This is a genomic window from Nocardia mexicana NBRC 108244, assembly GCF_001613165.1.
In the GTDB taxonomy this organism is placed as follows: Bacteria; Actinomycetota; Actinomycetes; order Mycobacteriales; family Mycobacteriaceae; genus Nocardia; species Nocardia mexicana.
Genome location: NZ_BDBV01000057.1, coordinates 33,138 through 59,302, shown reverse-complemented (window position 1 = coordinate 59,302; position 26,165 = coordinate 33,138). Strand labels below are relative to the sequence as shown.

The following is a 26,165-nucleotide window of genomic DNA, read 5'->3' as shown; positions in this document are numbered from 1 at the left end:
TCTACCGATTATGAGGAAACTGATCTATACGTTCGGCGTGTCCCTGGACGGGTATGTCAACGACCGCGACGGCAATATCGACTGGACCGACCCGGACGATGAACTGCACCAGTTCCACAACGACCGCTTCCGCGAGATCGAGATCTCGCTGCACGGCCGTCGCATGTACGAGCTGATGGCCGAGTACTGGCCGCACGTAGCCGCCGATGCGCCGCCCATCGAGCGTGAGTTCGGCGGGCTCTGGACGGAGAAAACGAAGTACGTCTTCTCCCGGACGCTCACCGAGGTCCACTGGAACAGCACGCTGGTCAGCGAGAACGCGGTCGAGGAGGTGCGCAGGCTCAAGGCCGGGGGCGACGGCGTCATGGAGGTCGGTGGCGCGAACCTCGCGGCCTCGTTGATCCCGCACGGACTCATCGACGAGTACCAGATGTTCATCTGCCCCGTGATACTCGGCGGCGGCACACCGATGTTCCCGTTGCTGGACAAGCGCATTCACGTCCGGCTGGCCGAGACGAGGCAGTTCAACACGGCCGTGATGCAGCGCTATCTCGTCGACTGAGGTCCGTTCGAGCGTCGCGGGTCGACAGCGCCTCACGCACGAGTTCGATCGGGTGCCAGGCGGTTCGGCCCGCACCGTGAAAGATCTGCTGGCGGCAGGAGACGCCCGTGGCCGCCACGACGGTGTCGGGCGGTTCGGCGGCGAGGGCCGGGAAGAGACGGTCGCCGCCGACCGCCATGGACGTCTCGTAATGCTCGGATTCGAAGCCGAACGAGCCCGCCATCCCGCAGCAGCCCGCATCGATCTCGACCACCTCGGCGCCCGGAATGCGCCGCAGCAGAGCCATTGTCGCGGCGGTGCCCACCTCGGCTTTCTGATGGCAGTGGCCGTGGAATACGATCCTTTGTCCCGCAAGCCACGAATCCGCGCGCAGGGTGAGGCGGCCGGTGTCGATGGCCTCGACGAGCAGTTCCTCCGGTTGCCGGACGCGTCCCGCGACCGTGTGCACCGCAGACGACTCCGGCAGCAGTGCGGTGTACTCGTCGCGCAGCATGAACAGGCACGAGGGCTCGCAGCCGACGATCGGCGATTCCGGATCACCTTGGGCGGCAAGCACATCGACCAGTCGCCGGGCCTTCTGCTGTGCGTCGTCGAGTAGTCCCTTGGACATGCTCGACCGGCCGCAGCAGCCGCCGCCCGAGAGTTCCACCTGCCATCCGGACCGCTCCAGCAGTTCGATCGCCGCCCGCCCGATATGCGGCTCCGTATACGTGGTGAACGAATCGGCGAGCCAGACGAGCCCACCCTGCGGTGTTGCCGAGGCTGTCACCGGTCGGCGGCGGAACCAGCGAATCAGGTTGCCCCGCCGAAACTCCGGCAGCGGGCGGGCGGCGGTGATGCCTCCGACGCGCTCCCCGAACCGGCGCAGCACACCGATCCGTCCGGGCAGATTCGACAGCGGCGCGGTCGCGGAGCCGATCCGGTTGAGTAGCCGGATCGAGCCGAAAACTCTGGAGCGCAAGGGAATTCCGTGGATATCGTGGTGATGCGCGAGCGTCTCGGCCTTGAGTGAGGCCATGTCCACACTCATCGGGCATTCGCTCTTGCAGGCCTTGCACATCAGGCACAGGTCGAGGATCTCGTGCAGCCGCTCACCGCCCAGCGCGGCGTGCGGATCCGGTTCCGACAGGGCCTTCACCAAGGCATTGGCGCGGCCTCGGGTGGCGTGTTCCTCGTTGCGGGTCGCGATGTAGGACGGGCACATCACGCCCGAGGCGGACTTGCGGCACAGCCCGATATTCATGCAGCGATCCGCGGCGCCGCGCATGCCGCCCACGACCTCGAATCGCAGCGCGGTGGTGATAGGCGGGGCGGGCGGCAGCGCGTCGCGGTCGCGCAGGTTCTCCGTCATCGGCGGCGCGTCGACGATCTTGCCCGGATTCAGGATATTGCCGGGATCGAAGAGCCGCTTGACCTTTCGCATCGTCTCGTACAGTTCGTCACCGAATATCTCGCGGTTGAACTCGCTGCGGGCCAGGCCGTCGCCGTGCTCGCTCGAGTTCACGCCGCCGTACTCGGCGACCAGATCCTTGACCGCCTCGGCGACCGTGCGCATGGTGGCGACCTGATCAGGCTCGGTCAGGTCGACGAACGGGCGAATGTGCAGGCAGCCCACCGAGCAGTGCCCGTAGAACCCGGCCTCCAGGTGGTGCTCGTCGAGAATCGCCTTGAACCGCTTGGTGTATTCGGCCAGGTACACCGGGTCGACGGCGGTGTCCTCCACGAAGGCGAGCGGGCGGCGGGTGCCCTCCCCGGCGGCCATCAGCAGCCCGAGGCTGGACTTGCGGACCTTCAGCAGCGCCGCTTGTTCCGCGGGGGTGACCGCGCGCAGCGTGTGGTAGCCGTGCCCGTTCTGCCGCCACAGGTCGTCGAGCCGGTCCAGTTCGGCGACGAGTTCCGCCTCGTCCGCACCGGCGAACGAGACGAACAGCAGCGCGCCGGGATCGCCGACGAGAATGTCTCCCAGCCCGGCGTATTCGATCTTCCGCCGGGACAGGTCCAGGATCGTGCGGTCCATCAGCTCGACCTGGTGGGGTGCGCACCGCAGCGCGTCCGTCGTGGCCGCGATCGCGCTCACGGTATCGGCGAAATGACCTACCGCGTAGACGGTTCGAGCGGGCCTGGGTACCAGGTCGACCAGCGCGTGCGTGGCGATCGCCAGCGTACCTTCGGCTCCCACAACGAATTTCGCGAGATCGAACGGCTTGTCGGGCCCGAAATCCACCAGCCGGTCGAGCCGGTAGCCGCCCGCTCGCCGCCAGAACTTCGGCATCGCGGTCCTGATCGTTTCCGCTTCGGCGGCGACCAGGCGTGGAAGTGCGTGGTAGATGCGGCCTTCCAGCGTCGGGGCGAGCGCTCGGCGTTTCCGCTCCGCCTCGTCGACCGGTTCCACACGAGCCCGGGAGCCGTCGGCAAGCACGACATCGAGGGCGCGGACGTGGTCGATCGTCATCCCGTAGGTCAGGGAGCCGCTGCCCGCGGAGTTGTTGCCGATCATCCCGCCGATCGTGGCCCGGTTACTGGTCGAGGTGTCCGGGCCGAACATCAGCCCGTGCGCCGCGGCGGCCTGGTTGAGCTGGTCCTGCACCACCCCGGCCTCCACCAGGGCGGTGCGGTGCACCGGGTCGATCTCCACGATCCGGCGCATATGCCGCGACAGGTCCAGCACCAGGCCGGGGCCGACCGTCTGGCCTGCCAGGCTGGTGCCCGCGCCCCGGGCCACGATGGGCACACCCAGCCCGGCGGCGGCCCGCACCGCAGCGGCGACATCGTCCGCGTGGCGCGGAAAGGCAACGCCCAGCGGGGTTATCGCGTACATGCTGGCGTCGCGGGAGAAGATGTGGCGGGTGTAGTCGTCGAAGGCGACCTCGCCGTCCAGCGTGGCGCGTAGTGCGCGCTCCAGGCGCGCGGCGAGATCCGTCGCAGACGGTGTCATGGGAACTCCCTGTGGTTCACAGTGTTTCGTCGAACTGACGTGGGCGACCGGCCTCGCCGAACGCTCCTCGCCGAACCGGCGTGGTCGGACCAGCGTGGTCGGACCGGCGTTGTCGGCGGTCTGATCACGCACGTCATCAGGCCGCCGACGGTGCGCGTGATCAGGCTGGCTGCGGCGGAGGCTGGACCGCGGGTGCGCGATCCGGCTCGGGCGGATCCGGCACCGGGGCTGCACCCGTCGCCTCCCGCAGTTGCTTGCGCAAGGTCAGCACGAGCAGTGCGGCAGTGCCGAATACCGCGCCGAAGAACACCTGGGTGAGCGCGTATCCCCCGCCGCTCAGATCGCTGAGCCAGCCGCCGACATACGGTCCGAAGAAGCTGCCCAGATTCCCGACGCCATTGATGAGACCCATCCCCGCACCGGCAGCGGCCGCGGGCACCAGCTTGGTGACCGTCGCCCAGAACGGCCCGTACCAGGCGATCGACGCGGCCGTGCCCAGGATCATCGCCCCGAGCACGAGCCATTTCTGTTGTGCCGAAATCAGACTCGCGCCGCCGAGGATCACCGCGGCGCTGCCCAGCACCACCGACATATGGGTGACGTGCCCGCCGCGTCGGTCCGCCGAGCGGCCGACCAGGATGATGGCCGCACCCGCCGCGAGCTGTGGCAGCATCGCGACCAGGCCCACCTTCATATCGGTGTGGAAGGCCTTCTTGAGCACGCTCGGCAGCCACAGCGTGAGGCCGAGCAGGCCCATCTGGGTGAGCGTGTAGATGAGCGCGAACCGCCAGACTATGCGACTTGTGAAGGCGGCCTTGAAGGTTCCGCGGTGCTGCAGCGGCTCGCCCTCCTCGAGGCGGGAGCTCTCGATGTAGTTGCGCTCGGTGTCCGACAACCAGCCCGCCTTCGCGGGGGTATCGCGCACCACCGCCAGCCAGGCGATCAGCCCCACGATCAGCGGGGCGCCGCCCTGAATGATGAACATCCAGCGCCAGTCGGTGTAGGTCAGCAGGATGCCGGAGAACGGCGCGGCGACGATGGCCGCGATCGGCGTGTACAGCTTGAAGATCGCGTAGGCGCGGCTGCGCTCGGCGAACGGGAACCAGCACCGGATGGTGGCCATCAGCGCGGGCTGGACACCGCCCTCCGCGACGCCGAGAAGGAAACGGGCGAGCAGCAATTGGCCGACCGAGTTGGTGAAGCCCGAGGCCATGGCCGCCACGCTCCACAGCACCATCAGTATCGCGATCCACCACCGGGCGCTCCACCGCTCGGCCATGTAGCCGCCCGGAATCTGCAGCAGCAGATATCCCCAGAAGAAGATGCCGCTGGCGAGTCCCTGCTGGGCCCCCGTCAGATTCATATCGGCCTCGAGGTGGGGCAGGGCGAAACCGATATTGGTGCGGTCGATGTAGCAGATGACATAGATGAATACGACGACCGGCAGGATGTAGGTCCACCGCTTCATGTGGGACAGGCGCCGGACAGGGGAAGTCGTCTCGATCAACGACCTACCTCCTCGTGAGTGGCCGACGCGGGCGGCGCCGACTCATGGTGGAGCCCAGGCTCGTTCGCGGAGCGTGGGTATCGCTCGTGGCGGAGCGTCGAGCGTCGTGTCCGTGCCGTCGGAGCGGGCCTACGACGTGCCCAGCGGAGAGCGAAAAGGGTGGAGAGGACGTCCAGGATCGGCTGCGCGCATCCGTGCCGTCACCGGAATGCGCTACGCCGAACCGGGTTTCATTCGCCGCGCAGTACCTCGAGCGCGGCCTGCAGACCGGCCGGGTCGACCGGGACTCCGGCGAGCTGGAGGCCCATCTGCACGCCGGACAGCGTTCCGGCGAGCGTCAGATCGTTGAGGGACCCGAGGTGGCCGATGCGGAACACCCGCCCGGCGAGCTTGCCGAGGCCGGTGCCCAGGGACATGTCGAACCGTTCCAAAATGATGCGGCGGACCTTGTCGGCATCGTGCTCTTCGCTCAGCACGACGGCGGTCAGGGAGTCGGAGTATTCGCGCTTGTCCGCGCAGAGCACCTCGAGTCCCCAGCCCCGCACGGCCTCCCGGGTCGCGGCCGAGTGGCGGCGGTGCCGCGCAAAGACATTCGGCAAGCCCTCCTCCTCCAGGAGCAGCAGCGCCTCCCGGAGGCCGTAGAGCAGGTTGGTGGCCGGGGTGTAGGGATAGAAACCACTCTCGTTGGCCTCCAGGATGTTCGCCCAATCCCAGTAGGACCTCGGCAGCCGCGACCGCTGGGTCGCCGCCAGCGCCTTGTCGCTGATCGCATTGAAGCCGAGGCCGGGCGGCAGCATCAGTCCCTTCTGCGAGCAGCCGACCGTCACATCGACGCCCCAGTCGTCGTGCCGGTAGTCGATGGAGCCCAGCGAGGAGATCGTGTCGACCAGCAGCAGCGCCGGATGGTCCGAATCGTCCATGGCCGCACGGATTTCCGGTATCCGGCTGGTCACCCCGGTCGAGGTCTCGTTGTGCACGACCATCACCGCCGCGATGCCGTGCGACGTGTCGGCGGCGAGCCGTTCGGCGACGGCGGCCGGATCGACGCCCCGCCGCCAGTCCCCCGGCACGAATTCGACTGTGAGCCCGAGTCGTTCGGCCATATCGCGCCACAGGGTCGCGAAGTGACCGGTTTCGAAGGCCAGCACGCGGTCGCCGGGCGAGAGGGTGTTGACCAGCGCCGCCTCCCACGCACCGGTTCCCGACGAGGGGTAGATGACGACCGGATCGTCCGTGCCGAACACCGGTTTCAGACGATGTAGCAGGTCCCGGGTGAGATCGGCGAAGTCGGGTCCGCGATGGTCGATGGTCGGTTGGGCGAGGGCGTGCAGGACCCGGTCGGGGACGTTGGTCGGTCCGGGGATCTGCAGAAAATGCCGTCCGGTGCGAGCAGTCATGACAACCGATTTCCGTTCTGTGCCACAATGTGGCACACTGTTCCGCGATAAGGTTCGGTAAGGGTAGGGATGCGCGGTGGAGGAGTCAAGGCAGTGGAGGAGTCGAGACTGTGCGAAGTGTCCTGAACGCACTGCGCGTGCTCGAGGAGGTCGCGGCTCGGCAGCCGGTCGGCGTCGGGGAGCTGGCCCGGGTGCTGGATATGCCGAAGAGTTCGGTGCAGCGGGCGCTGACCACGCTCGACACGGCCGAGTGGATCCGCCCCGCCGCCGGCGAGATCACGCGATGGGTGCTGACCACCAAGGCGCTGGCGGTCGGCGGCCGCGCCGGAGGCGATCTCGGGCTGCGCGGGACGGCGCTGCCGATCATGGAGGACCTGCGGCGGCACACCGGGGAGACGGTGCACCTGACGGTTCCCGAGGGCGGCAAGATGGTCCTGATCGAACGGCTCGAGACCGATAAGCCGGTGCGCACCAGCATGGCGCTCGGCCACGCACTTCCCTTGCACGCCTCCGCCAATGGCAAGGCGGTCCTGGCCTACGACGACGACATCGGGCAGTTGCTCTCCGACGAGCTACCGCGATACACCGACACGACCATCACCGATCCCGGCGCACTGCGCGCCGAACTGGATGCCGTCCGCGAGCAGGGGTACGCGGTCAATCGCGGCGAGTGGCGGTCCGATGTCGGCGCCGTCGCCGCGCCGGTCCGCGACGGCGCCGGACGACCGATCGCGAGCCTGAGCGTGAACATCCCGATCAGCCGCCTCACCGACGAATCCACGCCGTTCTTCGGGGCAGCGGTGAGCGCGGCGGCAGCCGACCTCGGCGCGCGGCTCGGATAGTGGCGGAAAACCCTGTACCGCAGGATGTTTCGATCAGCGGACGCCGGAACTCCCAGGGAAATCACGATGTCAGGCGAGGCCGAAGGGGACGTCACCCCGATCGAAGCGGTGGCGGAGCCGAATGATTCCGGGGGCCTGCGAACTGGGCAGCACTGTGCGCCCGGCCGCGCGGTCACCGGGCTGCTGGAAGTCCGCGGTGACAGAGGGATCGATGCGGTAGGGGTTGGCGATCAACCGATACCCGAGTATCCGCCGCAGCCGGGCGAGTTCGGCCCGCACGGTGACGACCTTGCCGCCGGATCCGTAGACCTGTTCGGCCAGTGCCGCGGCCGTGATGCCCTCGGGATGCGCGAGCAGGAGCACAACGAGCTCACTGTGCCGGGCGCTCAACTGATGGACGGCTCCGTCGAGATCAAGGAGCGCACGGTCCCTCCCCAGGGCTGTCACGTGGGCGACCCGTGTATCGAGGACACCGCGGCGCGGAGCACGGACCGCGAACATACCTGTCTGCGACAGGCGTTCGAGGACAACGGGGCGGCCGTCGGGTAGCGTCGCCGGCCCCTCCACGAGCGCCCCCGGCCAGATCGTCGGCAACCAACCGGCGGGCTCCGCGTGCAGCACCCGCCCGTCCACCGACAACAAGGCGTTCCAGTCGGGTGAGCGAGCGGAGATCCGGTCCACATACCGAGTGCGCGCCTCGGCATCTCGCCGACGGTACAGGTCCGCGAGATGCGCTTCGGCCAACCGGGCCGCCGCGGTCACCAGGGGTAACGCCATGGCGCGAGCGTCTTGGCGGCGGCAGGTGACGTCGACTACGCCGATCACGGCTCCCGTAGCGGGATCCCGAATCGGGGCCGCCGTGCAAGTGAATTCCATGGCGAGCGACAGGTAGTGCTCGGCCCCGCGCACCTGGAACGGCTTACCGAGCGCCAGCGCGGTACCGACACCATTGGTGCCCGCGCCCGCCTCGCTCCACCGCGCCCCGGAGACCAGATTCGCACGTTCCGCCACTCGGCGTGTGGAGGCGTCACCCCGCACCCACAACAGATGTCCCTGGGCATCGCCGACGAACAGAATGTGTCCCGGCTCCGACGCCGCGGCGTCCAGTGAGGTCAGCAGCGTCGGCAGGACGGTACCCATCGGGTCGTTCTCCCGGTACTCCCGCAGTTCGTCGGCGGTCAGCACGACCTGCGGGAGATGACGGTTGGGATGCAGCCCGCGGCGGCGCGCACGGTCCCACGAGGCACGTACATCGGAGCGCACCTGCCGTGCATGTCCGTTGGCAAGCAGGTCATCTCGGGCCTTGGCCAAGTGCTTCTGTGCAAAGTTGTCGTCGGCAATAGCTGGAGCGTAAGCCCCGAGCCTCCGCTACCGCAATTGTCTCTGCTGCAACGTCATTGCAACCCCTGCCGACTGTGTGGTCACGTGCGCCGTGCACCCGCGAAAGTGCCATGAAACATATTTCGGACAGGGTGGAGGTCAGCGATGGCGTATGTGGAGTTGCCGGACGGCGTGCCGATGTACTACGAGGACCACGGCGAAGGTCCGGCCGTCGTGCTCATTCACGGGTGGACGATGAACTCCACATTCTTCGCGCAGAACGTCCCCGCGCTGGCCGAAGGCAACCGGGTGATCGCCGTGGACCTGCGCGGGCACGGCAACTCCGGGAAGACCGATGACGGCCACACCCTCGCGCAGTACGCCCGCGACATCGACAGCCTGCTCGACCATCTCGCGCTCGACGATGTGTGCCTGGCAGGCTGGTCGATGGGAACCGCGGTCATCCTCAGCTACGTGCGCCAGTTCGGGTGCGGGCGTTTGCGATCCGCGATCTTCGTAGATCAATCCCCACGTTTCCTGGGCGCGGCGGACTGGGATTTCCCGCTGCAGGGCGGGTACACCGAATCCGATATGGCGGTGTTCGTCCAGGGACTGCGCCACTCCCGCCCTACGGTGATCAAACCGTTCATCGCCGCATGCTTCGCCGATGCGCCTTCCGCGGAGGCGATCGACGCTGCGTACGCGGAGACGACCAAGGTACCGACGTCGGCCGCCGCGGCCATCTGGTACGACATGGCCTATGCCGATCTGCGACCGGTGCTGGCCGAGGTCACCGTCCCGACGCTGCTGATCTACGGTGCGCAGAGCAAGATCTTTCCCGGTCCACTCGACGACTGGCTGGCGACGCAGCTGCCGAAGGCCACGACGGTGCGGTTCGAGCACAGTGGTCACGTACCGTTCGCCGAAGAACCGGATCGGTTCAACACCGTTGTCTCCGAATTCCTGTGAACCGGCAGCCCTGTGAACCCGGCGCGTCCCGAATCACGCCCGCGGCGTGGACGGGCCGCCGGCCCCTGCTGGTCGAGGGCGCGGCCGCGAGCCCCGGGCGGCTGCCGTCGGCGCGAGATCTGCTGCACTCGATGCGCGACGACGCCGCGCCTCGCATCGGCGACGCCGCGGAGCATCCACTCGCGCACTGGGGGCACCTGCTGGCCGAAATGCACCGGGCGCGGCTGACCGGTGACACCGGGAAAGTGACGGGTTATGCGCGTGCCACTCTGATCCACGACATCGACGTGTGGACCGAGCAGCACATCCCACAACACCGTCACGGTGTGGCGCTGCATACCGAAACGCTCGGGTCGGTGATCGATCATCTCGCCGAGACACAGGTGCGAGCCACGATCGCGCTGACCTCGACCGAGGGCTCGGCAGAACCACGCGTGCACGCCGCCTGGCATCGGCTGGCCGAATTGGCCGACGGTTACAACGATCTGATCGCGCAGGTGACCGACGGAGTCCGCCGCCTGCCCGTACCGAGAGAAGCCGACTGGTGACCGATCTGGGACGAGCGCATCGGAAGCCGGTGACACGAGAGTTCCCATTCGCGCGATTGACCCCGAACCAGCTGACATTCGCCGAACGCGACGACCGCTATCGGAGGTTGCACCGCTGGCCCGAACCGACCTATGCGCACTCCAGCGGGCTGCGTATGGTTTGGCGGTACGACGACGTGCGCGAGTTGCTGGAGGCCGCCGATCCGGGGATCTCCCACGCGAATTCGCTGCGGCCACTGGTAGGTTTCGGGCGCATCGCGGCCAACCCACGCGCCGTCGGTCATCTGTGTCGGCATCTGATTCCCTTGCCCGCGAAGGCAACCGCGGATTCGACCGATGAGGCCATGCACAAACAGGTGTGGGACACCATGGCGGGCCCGGCCGGACACTTCACGGTCCCCGCGGCCGAGCGGCCACAACGCCTCGAGGACCTGACCGAGCACTTCCATCGAGCGCTGAGCCCGTATCGGGCGATGGGCGGCCCCCTCGACGTGACGGCCTTGTCGATCGCCTACGCCACCCGGGTCATCGGTGAGGCGGTCGGCCTGTCGCCCGAGGACTGGCCCCGGGTGTCGGAGTGGAGCGGCGCGCAGTCCGGATTGCTCGGGCAGCGCCTGCGCGGCCGCGAATTGGCCTGTGCGGTCGGCGCTCTGGGCCGGTTGTTCACCGTGAGCGCCGATGCCGTCGAACGCGGTGGGGCGGACGGATTTCCCGCGAGGCTCCGTGCGGCCGACATCCCGCATCGAGTCGCCGTCTCCGCCGTGGCGAATTCGCTTGCCGCAGGCGTCCATACCGTCAGCGGCAGTATTCAGCAGGGCGTGCAGCGCATGCTCCGAGACCCCGGCCGGTATTGGTGGGGCTTGCTCACCAACCGAGCCGAAGCGGCCAGAGTAACCGCGAAGACACTGCAACTCGACCCGGGCCTGGTGGCCTGGAAACGCGCCGTCGTGCATCCCGTGACATTGCGTAGCGGCACCACGCTCCCGAGAGGGCCGGTCCTGGTAATGTTCGGCGCCGCCAACCGCGACCCGCGAGCGTTCGCCGACCCACTCGCTCTGCACGGTCCTGGGAAACTCCCACTGACATTCGGATTCGGCAGGCACGTCTGTCCCGGTAAACAGCTGGCGCAGTTGGCAATCGAGGTATTTCTGCATGAACTGTTCGAATTCACGCCGTCTGCGCGACTGCTGCCGAGCACGTCACCACCGCGCGGGCGCGCGATCGACCTCCTGTTCAGCGGGGCTGACGTCACCCTCATCGACTGAATCCGATGCAACCCGAGTGCAACCCCCCATCGAGGGATTGGCTGACGCACGCCGACTACGCAGAGTATGAGACGAGAGCCGAACCGACCCGAGAGCGACCGATGCGAATCATCACCGATCACTGCCGAATATTCGAGTACATGGTGACGGCTCCCGGTCCATGCGGCACCCCTCTCGATTCGTCCGTCGTCGGACGGCATCGGCCATTCTTCGACTGCCTGCTCCTGACACTGGGTGTGGAGCGCGGTGACCTCGCGCTGGCCGGAATGGCGGTCAAGGTAATCCGGGGCGCCGCCGCCCGCACCCGCGCGGCACAGATCGTCGTGAACGGGTTTCCCTACCTCCCCCTCCCCTGCGGGGAACACCACGGTCGAACGGGACGCGACGTCCTGACGGATGTCGCCGATACCTTGGACGTGCTGTCCGAGGTGACCGAACGACTCGAGGAGTACGGCGAACGCGTCCATCTCATGCCATTCGGCTGGGTCGGCAGCTACCGCATCGATTCGGTCGGCGGCACCGATGCGACGCGGACGATCGTCCTGCCAACCCGCGGTACCGGTCGCACGCTCACCCTCGCCGACCGGTTACGTGGCGGGCGGCGATCCAGTCTCCGGCAGCCGTACCTGCGGACACCGTGCACGAAAACGATCTGAGGTAACGACCCCCGCGTATCGACCGGGCAGTCTCGGATGACCTCGTGTAGTAGCGCTATTACACTGCGCTGCTCACTTTTTCGATCAATAGGACGCCGGTAGGCCGAGGGTCGTTTGGGCTACGTAATTGAGGACCATTTCGCGGCTTACCGGGGCGGTGCGCATGAGGCGGGCCACGAACCATAGTTCCGCCAGGCCGTATTCCTTGGACAGGCCCAGGCCGCCGTGGGTCTGGATGGACTGGTCGAGGGCCTTCAGGGAGGCTTCGGCCGCGGCGTATTTCGCGATATTGGCTGCCGTGGCGGCGTTTTCGCCCTGGTCGAAGAGGGCGGCGGCCTGGTAGGTGGCCAGCCGGGCCTGCTCGACCGCGATGTGGCAGTCGGCCAGGGGGTGTGAAATCCCTTGGTGCGCACCGATAGGCGCCGACCACACCTGGCGCTGTCTGGCGTAACGCACGGCCCTGTCGATGGCGTAGCGGCCGATGCCCGAGCTGATGGCCGCGGCCAGAATGCGTTCCGGGTTCAGGCCCGCGAACACCTGCCGCAGGCCGTTACCCGGTTCGCCGATGAGCGCCTCCGGGCCTACGCGCACGTCGTCGAAGAAGAGCGTGAACTGGTGGTCCGGCGAGACCACCGCGGTGTCGAGCGGCTGCACGGTGACGCCGGGGCTGTCGGCCGGAATCACGAACAAGGACAACGGATTACGGGTCGCCGCGGCCGGTCCACCCGCCCGGCTGATGACCAGCAGCGCGTCGGCCTCATCGGCGGCGGAGATGAAATACTTGCCGCCGGAGATGATCCAGTCCTCGCCGTCGCGACGGGCCGCGGTCTTGACCGCGTGGCTGTTGGAACCCGCATCCGGTTCGGTGAGACAGAACGCCATCTTCTTGCTGCCCGCGGCGAGGCCGGGCAGCCACGCCCGCTTCATCTCCTCGCTGCCGTGGGCGGCGATGATGGATCCGCAGATGGCCGGGGAGATGACGGTGAGCAGCAGCGGAATACCGTGTGCGGCAAGTTCTTCGATGACCACGGCCAGCTCCGACAGCCCCGCACCCCCACCGCCGTACTCCTCGGGCAGATGCACGCCGAGCAACCCGGCGGCACCGAGATCCGACCACAGCTCGTCGACCTTCTCCCCCGCCCGCGAACGCTCCAGGAAGTATCCCGCACCGTACTTTTCCGCGAGCTTCGCGACGCTGCCGCGCAGCAACCCGCGCACTTCGGTGTCGACGACGAGTCCCTGCACAATGTCACCGTCCTCCGGGTCCGGGGTCACCTCCACACCCCACCCAGCTTAAGCAGCTACCGATGGCCGAGGTCGCTGTCAGCTCGGCCGAGGCTTCTCGGGGCAGTCGGCCTCCACCCAGGTGGCCGTCAGGTCGCGGCAGGTCACCGTGAGCGTTCCCGGGCGGAACGCGATCTCGTGGGTGCATCCGGTCTCGTTCGGCAGGACCTCGTCCAGGATCACGTCGGCGAGGTTCCGCCAATCGGGACCGCCGGGGGCATCGACGTCGAAACCGGACACTCCCATGTATCGAATGTGCAGGTCTTCCTCGTGCTTCCAGCAATTGTGCCGAAACCGGAGTTCGATCTCGCCGCTGTTCGGTTCGCCGAAGCGGACGACCTCGAGTGTCAAGTCCTTCACGCACCGCTTGCCATAGAAGTCGTAATGCTCCGCATCGGTCGCGAAGGCGCGCGCGCCGTCGGGGAGGTGCTCGACGAACGAGGGAAGCCGGTTCAGGTAGCCGGTCGGACTGATGACCCCCGTGATCTCGCCGATTGTCGCGTCGAGGTCGACATACCGCATTCGCCGTTCCTTCCACCGCTCATCTCGACGGGCCGCGGACATCGTCACACAACGCTGCGCCGCCACGGAATTCCGCGTGGTGGTGTGGTTCTCACCGGGTCGCGAATTCCTGTTGGACTCGCGTGGGGTCGGTGATGTCGTTGGCCAGCAGGAGTTGTAGCAGGACCCGGGACTTCGGAGGGTTCAGGTCGGCGGAGGTGACGAAACCCAGTTCGTCGTCGTTGATTTCGGCGTTGCGCATCACCTCGCCCGCGCCGACCCGGGTGGACCGGACGACCACGCGGTCGTCGTTCGCCGCGGCCAGCGCATCGATCACGGACTTGGCGGTGTTGCCGTCACCCACACCGGCCAGCACGATGCCCTTCGCGCCGTGGCCGACCGCGTCGTGCACCTGGTCGGCGCGCATGCCCGCGTGCGAGTAGACGATGTCGACCCGCGGCAGCGGCGCGGCGTCGGGCAGCCGGAAGCGTGGGCGCTGGTGTGGCAGTGGGGATTTCACGAATCGGACCGATCCGGTGTCGACGTAGCCCTCGGGCCCGGAGTTGGGCGAGACGAAGGTCTGCACGCTCGTCGTATGCGTCTTGGTGACATCGCGCGCGCCGTGGATCGTATCGTTGAGCACCACCATCGCGCCCCGCCCCCGCGCCTGCGGTGCCGCGGCGACGGTCACGGCCGCACGGAGATTGGCCGGGCCGTCGGGGCTGAGCGCGGTGGCCGGCCGCATGGCCCCCGCGAGCACCACGGGCTTGTCGCCGCCGACGACATTGTCGAGGAAGAACGCGGTCTCCTCGATGGTGTCGGTGCCGTGCGTGACCACCACCCCGTCAGCGGCATTGTCGGCGAAGACTTGGTTGATCCGGCGAGCGAGGGTCAACCAGATCTCCTCGGTCATATCCTGACTGCCGACATTGGCGACCTGCTCGGGCTGCAGCGTGGCGATCTTGTCGATACCCGGGACGGCGTCGATGAGGTCCTGCGCGCTGGCCTGGCCGGCCGTGTACCCGACGCCCGAACCAGGGGTGGACTTGCCCGCGATGGTGCCGCCGGTGGCCAGGACCGCGATGCGCGGAAGGGCTCCCGGGGCGGGCGGGAGCGGCGTGGACGACGGGGCTCCGGATACCGAGTTATCACTGGTACCAGCCTGTTTCGGGGCATCGGTACCGCCGCACCCCGCGATCAGTGTGACGCCCAGTGCCAGCCCGAAGAGACGAATCACGGTCGAGCGCACCATGCCGAACTTCCTTCCTTTCCGGAAGGATAGCGGCGTACGGCCGTGGACCACCGACTATCCGAAGACCTCGCACACAGAACAGGTCGTGTCGCGGGAGATCAGTAACCCTTCGGGGAACGGGTCGGGTCCGCTTGCTGGACCTGCTGCTGCAGATTGCTGCCGTCGGCGGAGACGCCGTAGGTCTTCGTCACGTACTCCATGCTGGCGGCGACATTCGCCACCGGGTCCAGCATGTTCGTCGACGTTCCGTTGACATGGTTCGAATCGAAGGTGGGCTTGATGGTATGTGTAAGCCCTCCGGAGGGAGTTCCCTTGGCGGCATTCTCATCCCAATTGTTCATGGAATTGGGGTCACCGCCGGATTCGCGCTGGATCAGCACGCGATAACCGCGCTTCCAGTTCTCGAGCGCTGCATCGTGAGCGGCCTTATTGGTCCGCAACGGACTGTCCGCGGGGACATGCTCCTTCAAGTAGAACTCGAAGGCCTGCTCGATGGCTTGGTCGACGGTGGTGCTGCCCCTGTAGGGGGCATAGTCGGCGGCTGTGGCCTTACGAGACCACGGAGTACCGCCACCACCTCCTGCACCCTGATGCGGCACAAAGGGAACGCCGCCACCACCGCCGTTATTGTTCGCAGGGGGGACGGGTGGCTGGTCCTTGCGGATTCTGGCCGCCTCGGTGGCTACTCGGTCCGTGATTCCGCTGACGTGCTTGAATGTCGTGTCCAACGTATCCCAGGCGCCCTCGAACAGGAGGTCGACCCACTTCCTCGGCATCCTCTTCTTGTTATTGCCGTTTTCATCCTTCACCGGTTTGCCGTCTTTATCGGTCACATCCTCCAGGTGGTCGTAGGACTCCTTGACCTTCCCATTCAGTTCCTTCACCGAGGTATCGATGGCGTCGTAAGCATCCGTCACGACCTTGCCGATCCCCTCGGTCGTCACGACAATGCCCTTGTCCGCGCCGTCGATGTCCTCGGTGGCCTTCGCCATCGTGTCCTTGTGCTCGCCATATTTGTCGATCATCACCGACCGATCGTCGGGCTTGTCGATCCCCAGCTTGCGCAACCGCCGACGCAGATCGGGGGCCTTGGACGGCGTGCCCTCCCCCAGCTTCTGGGCTTGGGCTTGAATGATTCCCTCGGCCTCGGTGAACAGCGCCTTCAATCCCGCCGGTGCGCAATCCGGAAGCTCTTCCAGGTCACCCAGCCGCTTGGTGCCTTCGGGGGCCATCGACGCCTCGCTCTCACCCGGGCGGACACTGTCGACGCTCTCACCCGGGCAGACAGCGTCGACACGCGTCGATTATCGAATGTTCCCGGGTGTGGGAACGCTTGCCGTCCGCCCTCGCGCAAAATCGAGGGACTCTCCGGCGATACTGTGGCGTACGGGCAAATGTTGGCACACACCATCATCCCGGTGTGGACGGGCCACCTCGCACAACACACGCCACGGGCGCCGGAACCGAACGTGGGCGAGGTGGAACCGTGAGCGAATCCCTGTGGCTCGATCCCGCCCAGATGGATGCGATGGCGGCGGGGCTCGACCAGCTCGCAGAAGAAGCCGCCCAGATGATGAACGAGTTGCAGGGGGCCCTCGCCGACCAGGGCGAGTGCTGGGGAAATGACGATCCCGGCAAGATCTTCGCCCAAAGCTATGTGCCGGCCGCGAGGCAGGGTATGGAAGGTCTCGAAAACCTGGTTGCCAATGTGCGCGCAATGGGTCCGCAAGTCCGCAACATCACCGACACGCTCGAAAACCAGGACGCGATGGGTGCGCCGGAGATCCGGGGCGCCGATCCCACCGCCGCAGACCCCACGCCCGCGGGCCCCGTCGGCACGGACCCTGTCGGCGCGAATCCGACCGGGGCAGCAGATCCGACTGCTTCGCCCACCACGGCATACCCGGACCGCAACCCGTCCGCTGGACCGTCCCGCACACCGACCGACTCGATGAACGACAGATCGGTTTCGCCGGACCCGGCTACCAGCGCGAACCAACAACAACCCGCCGCACAGCAGCAACCGGCGCAACAGCCGGATTCGGGCGATGCGAACTCACCCGGCAACGATCCCGGTAGCGACCCGGACACCAGGGGACAACAGCCGACCACCTACGCGCCGGACACCCCCGCCCCGAATACCGCCACCCCTGCCAAGTCCGCAGCCGATGCTCCGGCCCGCCCCGGCTCGGCGCCGGGTAATCCGAACACGGCCGATCCGACCACGGCGGCCCGCGGCACTGCCGCGCGATCGCCTGCCGAAACCCCCTGGTCCCGAAACTCGGCTCGAGCGCAGTCCTCGAGTGCGCCCAAGTCCGCGAGCCCGGCGGAGAACCAGACACCGCCACGGGTTTCGCCGCCACGCGCTCCGGAGCGCCCACCGAATTCGGCCAAACCGGGCGAAGAGAAAAAGCTGCGCACCACTCCCCCGCGCCGAGAACCCCCGGCCGCGCGACCGAGACCCGTCACCGACGACGAAGCCATGCGGATCCTGCGCGAGATGGCGGCCAGGCACGATCTCGACCTCACCGGATTCGAGACGGCGGGCATTGCCGAACAGACGGCACAGGATATCGCCGACGCCGTCCACTCCGTGCTCACGAAGCACCCGATTACCCTGAGCGGCCTCGCCATCTCCGAGGGAGGCCCGTTGTCGCGAGTCGAGAATCGAAGCGACGCAACCGCGTCGGGCTCCTCGCACGGTTCATCGCGGCCCCCGGAACCCTGGATCGTACTCACCCGAGCCGCCGCCGCGGACCCGGGACTACTCATCGAACGCGACGGGGTCGCAACACAATCCGCGGACGACAAGCTACGACGGCGGCCGATGTACACAACGATGCTGCTCGAACTCGGTCACGCGCTCGACCTCACCGGCGGGCTCCGCGCCCGGCGAGAGGTGCAGCGTGCGTTGATTACCGAATATCTGCGTGTCAGCGGAGCGCAACGAGACAACCTGGGCCGCATCGTCAGCGGCTACAAGCACTGGCGGTCCCAGCTCGGTGACCATTGCTTCGACGATGGCGCGCTCGCCCCCGGCCAGGCCCTCGCGGCCGGGTTCGTCACCGTGGAACTACAGGGTAGCGACGCCCACGGCCCGGCGAAGGTGCTGCACCGCCTGTTGGTTGTGATGGCGCGGGCAGCGTTGCAGCACGGGCGATAGCGGGAAGCCCGCCGCCCGAGTTGTGAACTACCTTCCCACTACTGGTAATCCAGAAGAATGTGAGTGGTGGACCGGTGGAAGCGTGAAGGCCTGCTGTCGGCCAACAACGGATTGCGCAATCAGGTCGAGGAGCTGCTCGATTCCTTCGAGCGGCAGCAGGCACAGTTGGGCGAGACCTACCGACGGCTGGAAGCGCTACGCGTGCAGGCGAATTCACCGGATCGTTCGGTGGAGGTGACGGTCGACGCCGGCGGTGTGATCGTCGACATGACCCTGAGTTCCGCGGCATTGCGGAAGGCTCCCGATGAGCTCGCTCGGTCCATTGTCGATGCCGTCCAGGAGGCGGCCCGGCACGCCAGCGAACAGCAGAAAGCCATCAGCGGCGCCGAGTTCGCCGATCAGCCCGATCTTCCCGACATCATGTCCGAAGCACCCAGTCTGCGCGACATCCGCGCCTACCTCCGGGGCGATCAGAACCCTCCGGCTTGACGGCCGAGACGAATCCCCACAGATGGAAAACCGGTACGGGGCGGGCAAGAATCGGCTCAGTTGGATCGGTCGCTGCGGTAGGGGGCATGAGCGCTGTTGCCGGACAAGGGTTGACGGGCCAGGCTGGGTATGAGTCTGCTATTGCCACCATGGCTGCCACCATCTGTGGTCGCGATCGCGGCGGGACACTTCCCCGAGGCCCTGGAAGACAGGATGCGTGCCGCCGGGCAACATTTGTCGGACAAGGCCGAGTGGTGCCGCGAGAAGGCAGAGGCCCTCGAAAATCTGGCCGATAGGCGCCATTACGCCATTCGGGGCGCGCAGGGCGACAAGCTCGAGGAGCAGCTCCGTAGCCTGGCAAAGACCTTCTCACAGCAGGCGGACCAATTCGACAGCCAGGCCGAACAGCTTTTCGAGGGTGCCAACAGCTTCGAGGTCAACAAGTGGATGGTCCTCGGATTCCTGGTGATCCTGGCGTGGACGGTCATTCACGCCGCGATCATGTTCGGCGCCGGCGGAGCGATCATGCGCTACCTCGCGGAGACACGAACCAGGGTCGCGCTAGGAATCGCCAAGCGCAAACTGCTGGAATATCTCTCGGGGCTGAGCGCGAAGGCAGCCGCGCAACGCGGAACGCTGAGACTGGCAGGGAAGGCCGGTGCCATCGGTGTGGCACAGGGTGGCGGCATCAACCTTGCGGCGCAGCTGAAACAGGTCGCCTACGATCAGCGCGGGTCGGTCGACGAGAAGCAGACCCTTATCGCGGCCGGCGCCGGTGGTGTCGGCGGCGCGGTCGGCGCGGGCGCGGGCAAGGTGGCCGGCGACCGCTGGATCATCCCGAGCACCCTGGCCCGCGCCGAACGTGCCTCCAGCACCCTCGGGCGGGCGACCTTCCAGGTCGGGGGCACGGTGTTCGTCGGTCTCGTCGGCGCATTCACGGGCGGTCTCGCCGGTGTCGGAGTGTCCATCGCGGCGTCGGGCGAGAAGTTCACCGTCAAGGCGGTCACCGAGGGCCTCCTTCCGGCGATGACCGGTGGACTCCTCGGCGCTGCCAGTTACGGCATGGCCGGTCTCCGCTCCGCCACACCGGTACCGGAGGTCTCCGCGTCCGGTGCCGGTGTGGCGGAGGCCGCCGGCGGCGCGCCGGCGGGCTCCGGACGGGGTCTGCGCGAACTCGCCGATTCGCTCGGAGAACACGGCACGATCCCTGGCAGCGGCCCGCCCAAGTCGCGTCAGAAACTGCTCAACGAACTGCTCACGACCCTGCTCCAAGAGCCCGCGGCGGCCCCGGCGAAAAATTCCGTCGATTCGCCGCCCAAGGATCTGGGCCTGTCGCTGCCCGACAACGTCAACTATGCCAAGAAGGTCTCGTTCCCCTCGGACGCCAACCCTGTGCCGGTGGACGTCGGCCAGCACAAAGCCGGCACCGCTGCGCCGCACCCGGTCGGCGAAGCTGGCGGGGCGCAGCCTGCAGCTGGCGAAGCCCAGTCGGGCCACCCGGCCGGGGACCTCCATGCCCGGCTGCTGCAACGGCTCGCCGAGAAAGAAGCGTCCGCGAAAGTCCCGGACGCTGATCCGACCAAGCCCGCCCCGACCCCGGCCGAGCCGAATGCGCTGCCTGCCAACGACTCCGACGCCGCACGGGCCTCGAGCGTCAAGCCGGGCAAACCTACCGCGCCCACAGCCGTGGACCTCAATGTGCTGCCCGGCAAGGATTCCGACGGCCCTCGTCTCGACACGGCAGCGCCGGATAGGTCCAGCGGGTCGATCACTGTAGATCCCCGGACATTGCCCGCCGACGACTCCGCGCAACTCCACACTGTCAAGCCCGACAAACCCACCGGCCTCACGGACGTGGACCACAATGCACTGCCCGCCAACGACTCCGACGCCGCACGGATCGCCGCAGACAAGCCGGGAAAGCCCACCGGAGCCGACGAGCCCGCGGCGGTAAACACCTCCACCGACGGCCAACCGGCCCGCGCACGGTCTGTCATCGACGAAGCAGCACCAACCGGAAAACCGGCAGACCTGACCGAAAAGCCCTTCGTACCAGCGGAAGCCGAGCTCGATGCCGTCGTGGTCACCGGTGAACCGGCGACGCCCGCGGCGAAATCACCGCCCGAGACGTCGGCGCCGAAGTCGGCCCCCTCGGAGGCGCCTCCGGTCAAAGCCACCGCACAGCCGAAGCCACCGCAGGCATCGGAGCCCTCCGGCAAACCACAGGAGGCGCCGGAGAACCCGATCTCGGCCAAGGAGACCACCGCACCGCCGAAACTGGACACCGCAGCGGTTGGTGCCACGAAGTCCGGTGCCGAAACTACGCCGAAACCCGCCGCCGAGGGGTCGGAAGGTGCCGAAAATCCTTCAAAGCCAAGGACTTCCGAACAGGTGGAGGAGTCCGGGAAAGCTGCCGAGGAATCCGGTGTTCCGAAGTCCGAAGAGCCGGCCGACGAGTCCGGTGCACCGCCACCCGCTGAGCCGGACTCCGAACAAGGTCGGACCAGGGACGAGCAGGATCCGGCGAGCACCGAGCCAGGGCAGGACGGAACCCCGGATGCGGCCGAACTGGCGGCTCAGTACAAGGCCGAGACGGAGGCCATTCTCGACGACCACACCGCGACAGACTGGAGTCTGGTGTCGCCGGAAGGTCTCGAATGGATGTTGCGCCACGGCAACGAGCGTGAGGCGGCGACGGCAATCATCGAGATCATCCGCCGCGAGGAGGGCAAGACCCTGCGGTGGACGCAGGTGATGGCCACACTGGTCGCGCGCGACGGCGGTGTGGGCAATATGCAGGCGGGCGAGGGTAAAACCCTGGTGTTCCTGGCGGCGGCGGCACTACGGGCCGCCCGCGGTGACCCGGTGAAGGTGCTCACCACCCGCGACGTTCTCGCCAACGAGGCCTTCGATCAGTATCGGAAGGTCTTGGGCAAGTATGGATTCGACGTCGTGCGCATGAACCCCGACAAGCCCTACACACCACCGGCCGACGGACGACCCACCATTTACGTCGGCACCATGAACGATGCGGGCTTCGGCGACCTGCGCGGAAATATCGCGCCCGCCCGGACCAACGGTGTCGACGAGATCGATGAGGCCCTGGTGTTCGCCAACGCCACGTTCATCATCTCCGAGGGCTCGGGCAACCCCGCCGGTGCCGCGGTCACCAAACAGGTCAACGACGCCCACGCCTTCTTCCACGGCGCCCTGGACGCCGAATTGCTCAACGAAACCCATTTCGGCCGCGAGGCCGGTCAGATCGGCGGCGGCACGGAGTTGACCAAGGCGGGCCACGACAGGATCGTGGAAATCCTCGGCCGGGACCTCACCCCCGAGGAAACTCACCGGCTGAACATGGCCGCCACGGCCGAATGGGAATACGGCGCAGAGGACCACTACGTCGTATGGCACCATTCCGAACTCGGCCCCGAATATCTCACCGGACCCAATGGCAATCCGCTGCTCGACAGCCGCGGGAACAAGATCCTCAACCCGGATTCCCACAAGATCTACATCATCGACTCCACCTCGCACAAGGTGATGTTCGACGCCGAAACCTCCTCCGAAAGCCGCTGGAACGGCGGACTGGCCCAGGCCGTCGAGGCCAAGCACGGCATCCAGATCCGCGACGACCCAACAGGTTCCACGACCATCTCCGCACAGGAGCTGTTCTCGTCGGAGAAGAGCGACGTGCTCTTCGGCCTGTCCGGCACAGCCGACGGCGTGGCCGGAGAACTGCGGAACAACCACGGCGTCAAACATGTCGTCGACATTCCGCGCTTCAAGGCATCACAGCTGAAACATCTCGATGACTTTGTCGCCCACGAGGAGCTGGGGAAACTCAGCCATCAGGAGTCGAAGCGACTGGCCATGGCCCACAGCATCCGCGACCACCAGCTCCAGGGCCGCCCGGTGCTGGCACACTGCAACCGCAACAGCGACGTAGGCAGACTGTCGAAACTCCTCGACGATCTCGATGTCGAACATGTAGCGGTGGATGCGAGATTCTTTCTCCGCCACGGTGAGAAGGCCGAAGCGGAACTGCAGAAAATCATCGCCGAGGCCGGCGAACGCGGCAAGGTCCTCGTGATCAACCGGCAGGGCGGCCGCGGCATCGACATCCCCATCTCCCCCGAAGTGGACGCCATCGGCGGCTTGCATGTCATCATGTCCAGCCGCTCGGCCGAATCCCGGGCCATGGATATCCAAGCCGAAAACCGCGCCGCGCGTGCCGGCGGCCGAGGCAGCGTCCAGTACTTCACCGCACCCGACGACGCCCTCTACGCCCAGACCCCCCAAGCCCAGATTTCCATCATTCGCTATGCCCAGCACCAAACCGCGCTCGACGCACACCAGAACGTACTTGCCGAACATCTGGCCACGCCCAGCAATCACTCCCAGGCACAATTGCACAAGGCCACCGACAAACTCATGATCTCCCAGGAGAATGTCGCCCAGGCCGACAAGAATCTCAGTGCGATGGTCGACAAGCTGCAGCCCGTCGGCGTCCGCAAGTCCGACACCCATGATCCGGCCACCGCCCACCTCCCCAACTCGCCACCGGCCGCGCACACAGTCAACCCCGAGACCAACTCCCCGCAGCAACCTCAGCACCCGCCACCGATCCCCGCATCCGGTGCAACCGCTGGCTTGCCCGCTGTCGTCGCTGGACAGTCCGAAGCCGCCGGAACGCCCGATGCCGTTGCCGGGCAAGGCCACGTCGCCGGGACTCCCGATGCCGCCGCCGATCCGGCCGCCGCAGCTGATGGGTGGCCGCAGCATCCGGCCGACACGGGGTCGATGCTGCAGCAGGCTCAGCGGGGCAATCCGGCGGCGCAGGTGCAGAGCTCCTGGCCGACCGTCCTCCAGCAGGTAACCACCACGCTGGGCTGGAGCGCCGCCACCGGCCCACCCGCACGGCCGGTTCAGCAGCTGGCGGACGCGATTGCTTTCGCCGGGCTCCGTGCCGCCGATCTCGACGGATGGTCGGTCCCCGCAGGGCGGGACGTCGACGACTGGCTGCGCCAGAAGACGGACGATGTCCTGCTCGACAGCCTGCTTCAGCTGGATGATGCCGAGCGCCACCACGTTGCGAACGCATTACAAGCGCTGCGCCCGCGGCACGCGCCGCAGGAGCACAAAGACTTCGCCGCCCATCAGATCGCGCTGGAGTTGCTTACCCAGGTGGTGCACACGCAGCACCGCGCGGGCGCTCTGGTCGCGGCCCAGGGGTCGCTCACAAACACACCATCGTCAGCGCTGTCCGAAGACACCGAATCGATCGTGTCCGCGTCACCAACAGTTCCGGGCACACTGGTCGCCTCCCCTGCCGGACGGCTCGCCGCCGGGCAGACCGATGCACTCACACCGACCGGCAGCACCGGGCATGCCGATGCACCCGCGGCTCCCGCCGAACCGCCGGTGCCCGCCGCCGACACACCCGTCGTTCCCGGAGAATCGCTCGCGCCAACCGGCAAGTCGCCCGCTTCAGACCAGCCGGTCGACGATGCCGGCGTCCCGGTCGAACCCGTTGTGGCACCTAAGCATTCGGCTGCCGCCGCCGAGATGGACCCGAATGTCGCGCAGGAACTCCGGCAGTTGCAACGGGGAGTCGTCACCGCCTACATGGCGCTGGAGGGTGTCACGGAATCCGACCCCGTCGTGGCGGCACTCGCCGCGGCACCCCTGCACCTGTTCGGGCAGCTGGTCGATCGACTCCATCCGAGCCAGCGCGAGGCCCTCCACCAACGATTCCGGCGGGGACTCTCGGAGGATCAGACCGCGTATATCCACAACGCGCGCACCACCACCGGGATGGGCTGGCACGCCGCAGGTGTCCGGGCCATCGCCGCCGGCGCGCTGCGCCGCCTGGGCCGCTCGATCGCCACCGAGCGCGGAATCCCCGGAACGGCCGCCGAGCTCGCCGATGCCGAGCTCTCCGTCCTCGAGATGACGGCACAGGGCTTGCCGCGCAACGTGATCGCCCGGCGCCTGGATCTACCGCGGCGGACCGTGAGCGCCATTACCAGGCGAATCAACGAGCAGCTGGACACGACCACCCTGGCCGCGGCGGTCGCCGAGGCAACCCGTCGCGGAGACCTCGATATCACCGCCTTCCCCGGCGCAAAACAGACGGAGACGAAACGGCCGGGAACACTGCGGCTATCCGACGATCAGAAATCGGTGTTGACCCTGACCGCGAAGGGCCTCACCCAGCGGGACGTCGCGGCGATCTTGTCGATGCCGGAATCGGAGATCCGCCATCATCTCGACGCCATCGGCGCCCGGCTCGGCATCCACGCGCCCGCCGGTATGGTGGCCGCCGGCATCCGTGAGGGAGTTCTCCACGTCGACGGACCGGAGTGGTTGCGGTGGGACGGCGCCGAGGACCGTGAGCACGGCGAAACAGATTTCAGCCCAACGTCTCCCCTCGCCACAGCGCGCCTGGACGGTAAGCCTCCGGACCCGAGCTCGACTGGTACGGGGCCGCGCGCAGCGCCGGTCCGCACCACCGCTGGAACGACCAAACCCTCAGCGGCACAACAGGATGCACTGATCGACCCATTCGGCGAGTGGCCGATCGACGACAGCACACTGCTTCTCGCGCAGACCGGTGACAAGTCGGCTTCCACGGCGCTGGCCCGTCACTACGGCCGCAACAACATCCAGCGCGTGCTGGCCATGCTGGGCGCGGACCCCCTGCGCCGCATGCCGCCCATCCAGATCACGCGGTTGGCACACGCGATCCATTTCGCGGTCATAGCATTCGCCGACCACAATCGCTGGCCCGTGCCCGAAGGCGAGGAGGTCGCCGACTGGATCCTCGGCGTCGCTCGGGACATGCTGCTCGACAACGTCAATCACCTGGACAAGGCCGAACACAAACTCGCCGCCACTGCGATCACCGGACTGCACCGCGGCGACGACCTGACCGCGCACCAGGTCTCCGCGATCGAGAAACTCGCGACGCAGATACAACTTCGGGGCCGTAACACCACCCCTACAGCGGCCCCGGCAGAGCCGGTCACTCGCGCACAAACACCCACCGCAGGACTGGACGAGGCGTTCGAAGAGCCCGGCGTGGCCGGACCACGCGGCGGCTTCGACCCCGCAATGGTCACGGCGATCAGCCCCGATTCGCCCATCGGCGACCACACCGCCGTCGGAGATAAACCGGCGGCACAACCCGAACTATCGAACACCACCGGGCCCTCCGAATACGGAGGCACGCCGGTCCAAACCTTGGCCTCCGCCTACGGCCCGGCGACCGGCCGACCTCACAATGAGCCGTCAGCCGCCTACACGCAGTGGGTACAGTCGGTGCGCGCCAAGATCGTCGCCCGGCGCGACAACTCGCACGGGCCCGAATTCGTCCGGCTGGACCACCTGCGCGCACTGCTGGACGAGTTGCTGGTCGCGTCGAGCACCACGGTCCCGCGCGAGAGACATGCGCTCCTGGCTCGCATCCCCGC

General features: G+C 67.3%; 20 protein-coding genes and 1 pseudogene. 9 read left to right on the top strand and 12 right to left on the bottom strand.

The features are described from left to right. Window positions 1-10 precede the first annotated feature (10 nt). Window positions 11-562: a dihydrofolate reductase family protein gene (locus NM1_RS23650; RefSeq protein WP_068023757.1), complete on the top strand. Its 552-nt coding sequence runs from the start codon at window positions 11-13 to the stop codon at window positions 560-562. Here NM1_RS23650 and NM1_RS23645 read toward each other — a convergent pair. The 3 genes from NM1_RS23645 to NM1_RS23635 all read right to left on the bottom strand — a co-directional run bounded on the left by NM1_RS23645 (window position 525) and on the right by NM1_RS23635 (window position 6,401). Continuing rightward, window positions 525-3,497, bottom strand: coding sequence for an FAD-binding and (Fe-S)-binding domain-containing protein (locus NM1_RS23645; protein WP_068023756.1), 2,973 nt, complete (start codon window positions 3,495-3,497; stop codon window positions 525-527). The two genes, NM1_RS23650 and NM1_RS23645, sit on opposite strands and share 38 nt — an antisense overlap. 160 nt (window positions 3,498-3,657) lie before the next feature. Beyond that, on the bottom strand, window positions 3,658-5,004 hold the full coding sequence (locus NM1_RS23640; protein ID WP_147288873.1) for an MFS transporter: 1,347 nt from the start codon (window positions 5,002-5,004) through the stop codon (window positions 3,658-3,660). Between the two features lie 230 nt (window positions 5,005-5,234). After that, window positions 5,235-6,401, bottom strand: a complete 1,167-nt coding sequence (locus NM1_RS23635; RefSeq protein ID WP_068023754.1) for a pyridoxal-phosphate-dependent aminotransferase family protein — start codon at window positions 6,399-6,401, stop codon at window positions 5,235-5,237. A gap of 110 nt (window positions 6,402-6,511) precedes the next feature. Here NM1_RS23635 and NM1_RS23630 point away from each other — a divergent pair, with 110 nt between their 5' ends. Then, complete coding sequence (locus tag NM1_RS23630; protein WP_068023750.1) at window positions 6,512-7,243, top strand: IclR family transcriptional regulator; 732 nt, start codon at window positions 6,512-6,514, stop codon at window positions 7,241-7,243. A gap of 69 nt (window positions 7,244-7,312) precedes the next feature. On the opposite strand, the gene NM1_RS23625 is transcribed toward NM1_RS23630, so the two are convergent. Continuing rightward, the gene (locus NM1_RS23625) at window positions 7,313-8,554 is read right to left on the bottom strand and encodes a GAF domain-containing protein (protein WP_507762181.1); all 1,242 of its coding nucleotides are present in this window, start codon (window positions 8,552-8,554) and stop codon (window positions 7,313-7,315) included. Between the two features lie 174 nt (window positions 8,555-8,728). Here NM1_RS23625 and NM1_RS23620 point away from each other — a divergent pair, with 174 nt between their 5' ends. From NM1_RS23620 to NM1_RS23605, 4 genes are all read left to right on the top strand, one after another. Next, complete coding sequence (locus tag NM1_RS23620) at window positions 8,729-9,532, top strand: alpha/beta fold hydrolase (protein WP_068023748.1); 804 nt, start codon at window positions 8,729-8,731, stop codon at window positions 9,530-9,532. Further along, window positions 9,529-10,080 carry a DUF4254 domain-containing protein gene (locus tag NM1_RS23615; RefSeq protein WP_246010816.1) on the top strand — a complete coding sequence of 184 codons (552 nt, stop codon included), beginning with the start codon at window positions 9,529-9,531 and terminating at the stop codon, window positions 10,078-10,080. The genes NM1_RS23620 and NM1_RS23615 overlap by 4 nt, the downstream gene beginning before the upstream one ends. Before the next feature lie 56 nt (window positions 10,081-10,136). Then, window positions 10,137-11,345 (top strand): cytochrome P450 family protein, encoded by a 1,209-nt coding sequence (locus tag NM1_RS23610; protein WP_147288874.1) that lies wholly within the window; start codon window positions 10,137-10,139, stop codon window positions 11,343-11,345. A gap of 236 nt (window positions 11,346-11,581) precedes the next feature. After that, window positions 11,582-12,001, top strand: coding sequence for a hypothetical protein (locus tag NM1_RS23605; protein ID WP_157123995.1), 420 nt, complete (start codon window positions 11,582-11,584; stop codon window positions 11,999-12,001). 84 nt (window positions 12,002-12,085) lie between these two features. On the opposite strand, the gene NM1_RS23600 is transcribed toward NM1_RS23605, so the two are convergent. The 4 genes from NM1_RS23600 to NM1_RS42465 form a co-directional block, all read right to left on the bottom strand. Then, on the bottom strand, window positions 12,086-13,246 hold the full coding sequence (locus NM1_RS23600; RefSeq protein WP_068023873.1) for an acyl-CoA dehydrogenase family protein: 1,161 nt from the start codon (window positions 13,244-13,246) through the stop codon (window positions 12,086-12,088). Window positions 13,247-13,324: 78 nt separating this feature from the next. Further along, window positions 13,325-13,807, bottom strand: a complete 483-nt coding sequence (locus NM1_RS23595) for a hypothetical protein (protein ID WP_068023739.1) — start codon at window positions 13,805-13,807, stop codon at window positions 13,325-13,327. A gap of 91 nt (window positions 13,808-13,898) precedes the next feature. Further along, complete coding sequence (locus tag NM1_RS23590; protein WP_068023737.1) at window positions 13,899-15,038, bottom strand: asparaginase; 1,140 nt, start codon at window positions 15,036-15,038, stop codon at window positions 13,899-13,901. A gap of 98 nt (window positions 15,039-15,136) precedes the next feature. Next, window positions 15,137-16,270 carry a lysozyme family protein gene (locus NM1_RS42465; RefSeq protein WP_068023734.1) on the bottom strand — a complete coding sequence of 378 codons (1,134 nt, stop codon included), beginning with the start codon at window positions 16,268-16,270 and terminating at the stop codon, window positions 15,137-15,139. A 254-nt stretch (window positions 16,271-16,524) separates the two neighbouring features. Between NM1_RS42465 and NM1_RS23580 the strand changes: the two genes are divergently transcribed. Beyond that, window positions 16,525-18,201, top strand: coding sequence for a WXG100 family type VII secretion target (locus NM1_RS23580; protein ID WP_068023731.1), 1,677 nt, complete (start codon window positions 16,525-16,527; stop codon window positions 18,199-18,201). 66 nt (window positions 18,202-18,267) lie between these two features. After that, window positions 18,268-18,690 carry a YbaB/EbfC family nucleoid-associated protein gene (locus NM1_RS23575; RefSeq protein ID WP_169814318.1) on the top strand — a complete coding sequence of 141 codons (423 nt, stop codon included), beginning with the start codon at window positions 18,268-18,270 and terminating at the stop codon, window positions 18,688-18,690. A 369-nt stretch (window positions 18,691-19,059) separates the two neighbouring features. Here NM1_RS23575 and NM1_RS44140 read toward each other — a convergent pair whose 3' ends face one another. Beyond that, on the bottom strand, window positions 19,060-19,182 hold the full coding sequence (locus NM1_RS44140) for a hypothetical protein (protein WP_255286214.1): 123 nt from the start codon (window positions 19,180-19,182) through the stop codon (window positions 19,060-19,062). Window positions 19,183-19,251: 69 nt separating this feature from the next. Continuing rightward, the gene (locus tag NM1_RS44135; protein ID WP_255286213.1) at window positions 19,252-20,205 is read right to left on the bottom strand and encodes a hypothetical protein; all 954 of its coding nucleotides are present in this window, start codon (window positions 20,203-20,205) and stop codon (window positions 19,252-19,254) included. A gap of 1,146 nt (window positions 20,206-21,351) precedes the next feature. Here NM1_RS44135 and NM1_RS44670 point away from each other — a divergent pair. Then, a pseudogene (locus NM1_RS44670) lies at window positions 21,352-22,776 on the top strand (preprotein translocase subunit SecA); the annotation flags it as partial. Between the two features lie 1,404 nt (window positions 22,777-24,180). On the opposite strand, the gene NM1_RS44120 reads toward NM1_RS44670, so the two are convergent. Both NM1_RS44120 and NM1_RS44115 read right to left on the bottom strand, forming a co-directional pair. Next, the gene (locus NM1_RS44120; RefSeq protein ID WP_255286210.1) at window positions 24,181-24,414 is read right to left on the bottom strand and encodes a hypothetical protein; all 234 of its coding nucleotides are present in this window, start codon (window positions 24,412-24,414) and stop codon (window positions 24,181-24,183) included. A gap of 810 nt (window positions 24,415-25,224) precedes the next feature. Then, on the bottom strand, window positions 25,225-25,671 hold the full coding sequence (locus NM1_RS44115) for a hypothetical protein (RefSeq protein ID WP_255286209.1): 447 nt from the start codon (window positions 25,669-25,671) through the stop codon (window positions 25,225-25,227). Window positions 25,672-26,165: the final 494 nt, after the last annotated feature.

Coding starts and splice junctions, on each gene's coding strand:
- NM1_RS23650 (WP_068023757.1), top strand. CDS start 11: ATGAGGAAACTGATCTATACGTTCGGCGTGTCCCTGGACGGGTATGTC.
- NM1_RS23645 (WP_068023756.1), bottom strand. CDS start 3,497: ATGACACCGTCTGCGACGGATCTCGCCGCGCGCCTGGAGCGCGCACTA.
- NM1_RS23635 (WP_068023754.1), bottom strand. CDS start 6,401: ATGACTGCTCGCACCGGACGGCATTTTCTGCAGATCCCCGGACCGACC.
- NM1_RS23620 (WP_068023748.1), top strand. CDS start 8,729: ATGGCGTATGTGGAGTTGCCGGACGGCGTGCCGATGTACTACGAGGAC.
- NM1_RS23595 (WP_068023739.1), bottom strand. CDS start 13,807: ATGCGGTATGTCGACCTCGACGCGACAATCGGCGAGATCACGGGGGTC.
- NM1_RS23590 (WP_068023737.1), bottom strand. CDS start 15,038: ATGGTGCGCTCGACCGTGATTCGTCTCTTCGGGCTGGCACTGGGCGTC.
- NM1_RS42465 (WP_068023734.1), bottom strand. CDS start 16,270: ATGGCCCCCGAAGGCACCAAGCGGCTGGGTGACCTGGAAGAGCTTCCG.
- NM1_RS44135 (WP_255286213.1), bottom strand. CDS start 20,205: ATGGAGGTCCCCGGCCGGGTGGCCCGACTGGGCTTCGCCAGCTGCAGG.
- NM1_RS44120 (WP_255286210.1), bottom strand. CDS start 24,414: ATGGAGTCGATCGACCAGCTGCCCGAACAGGTGCAGGGGTGCCGCGGC.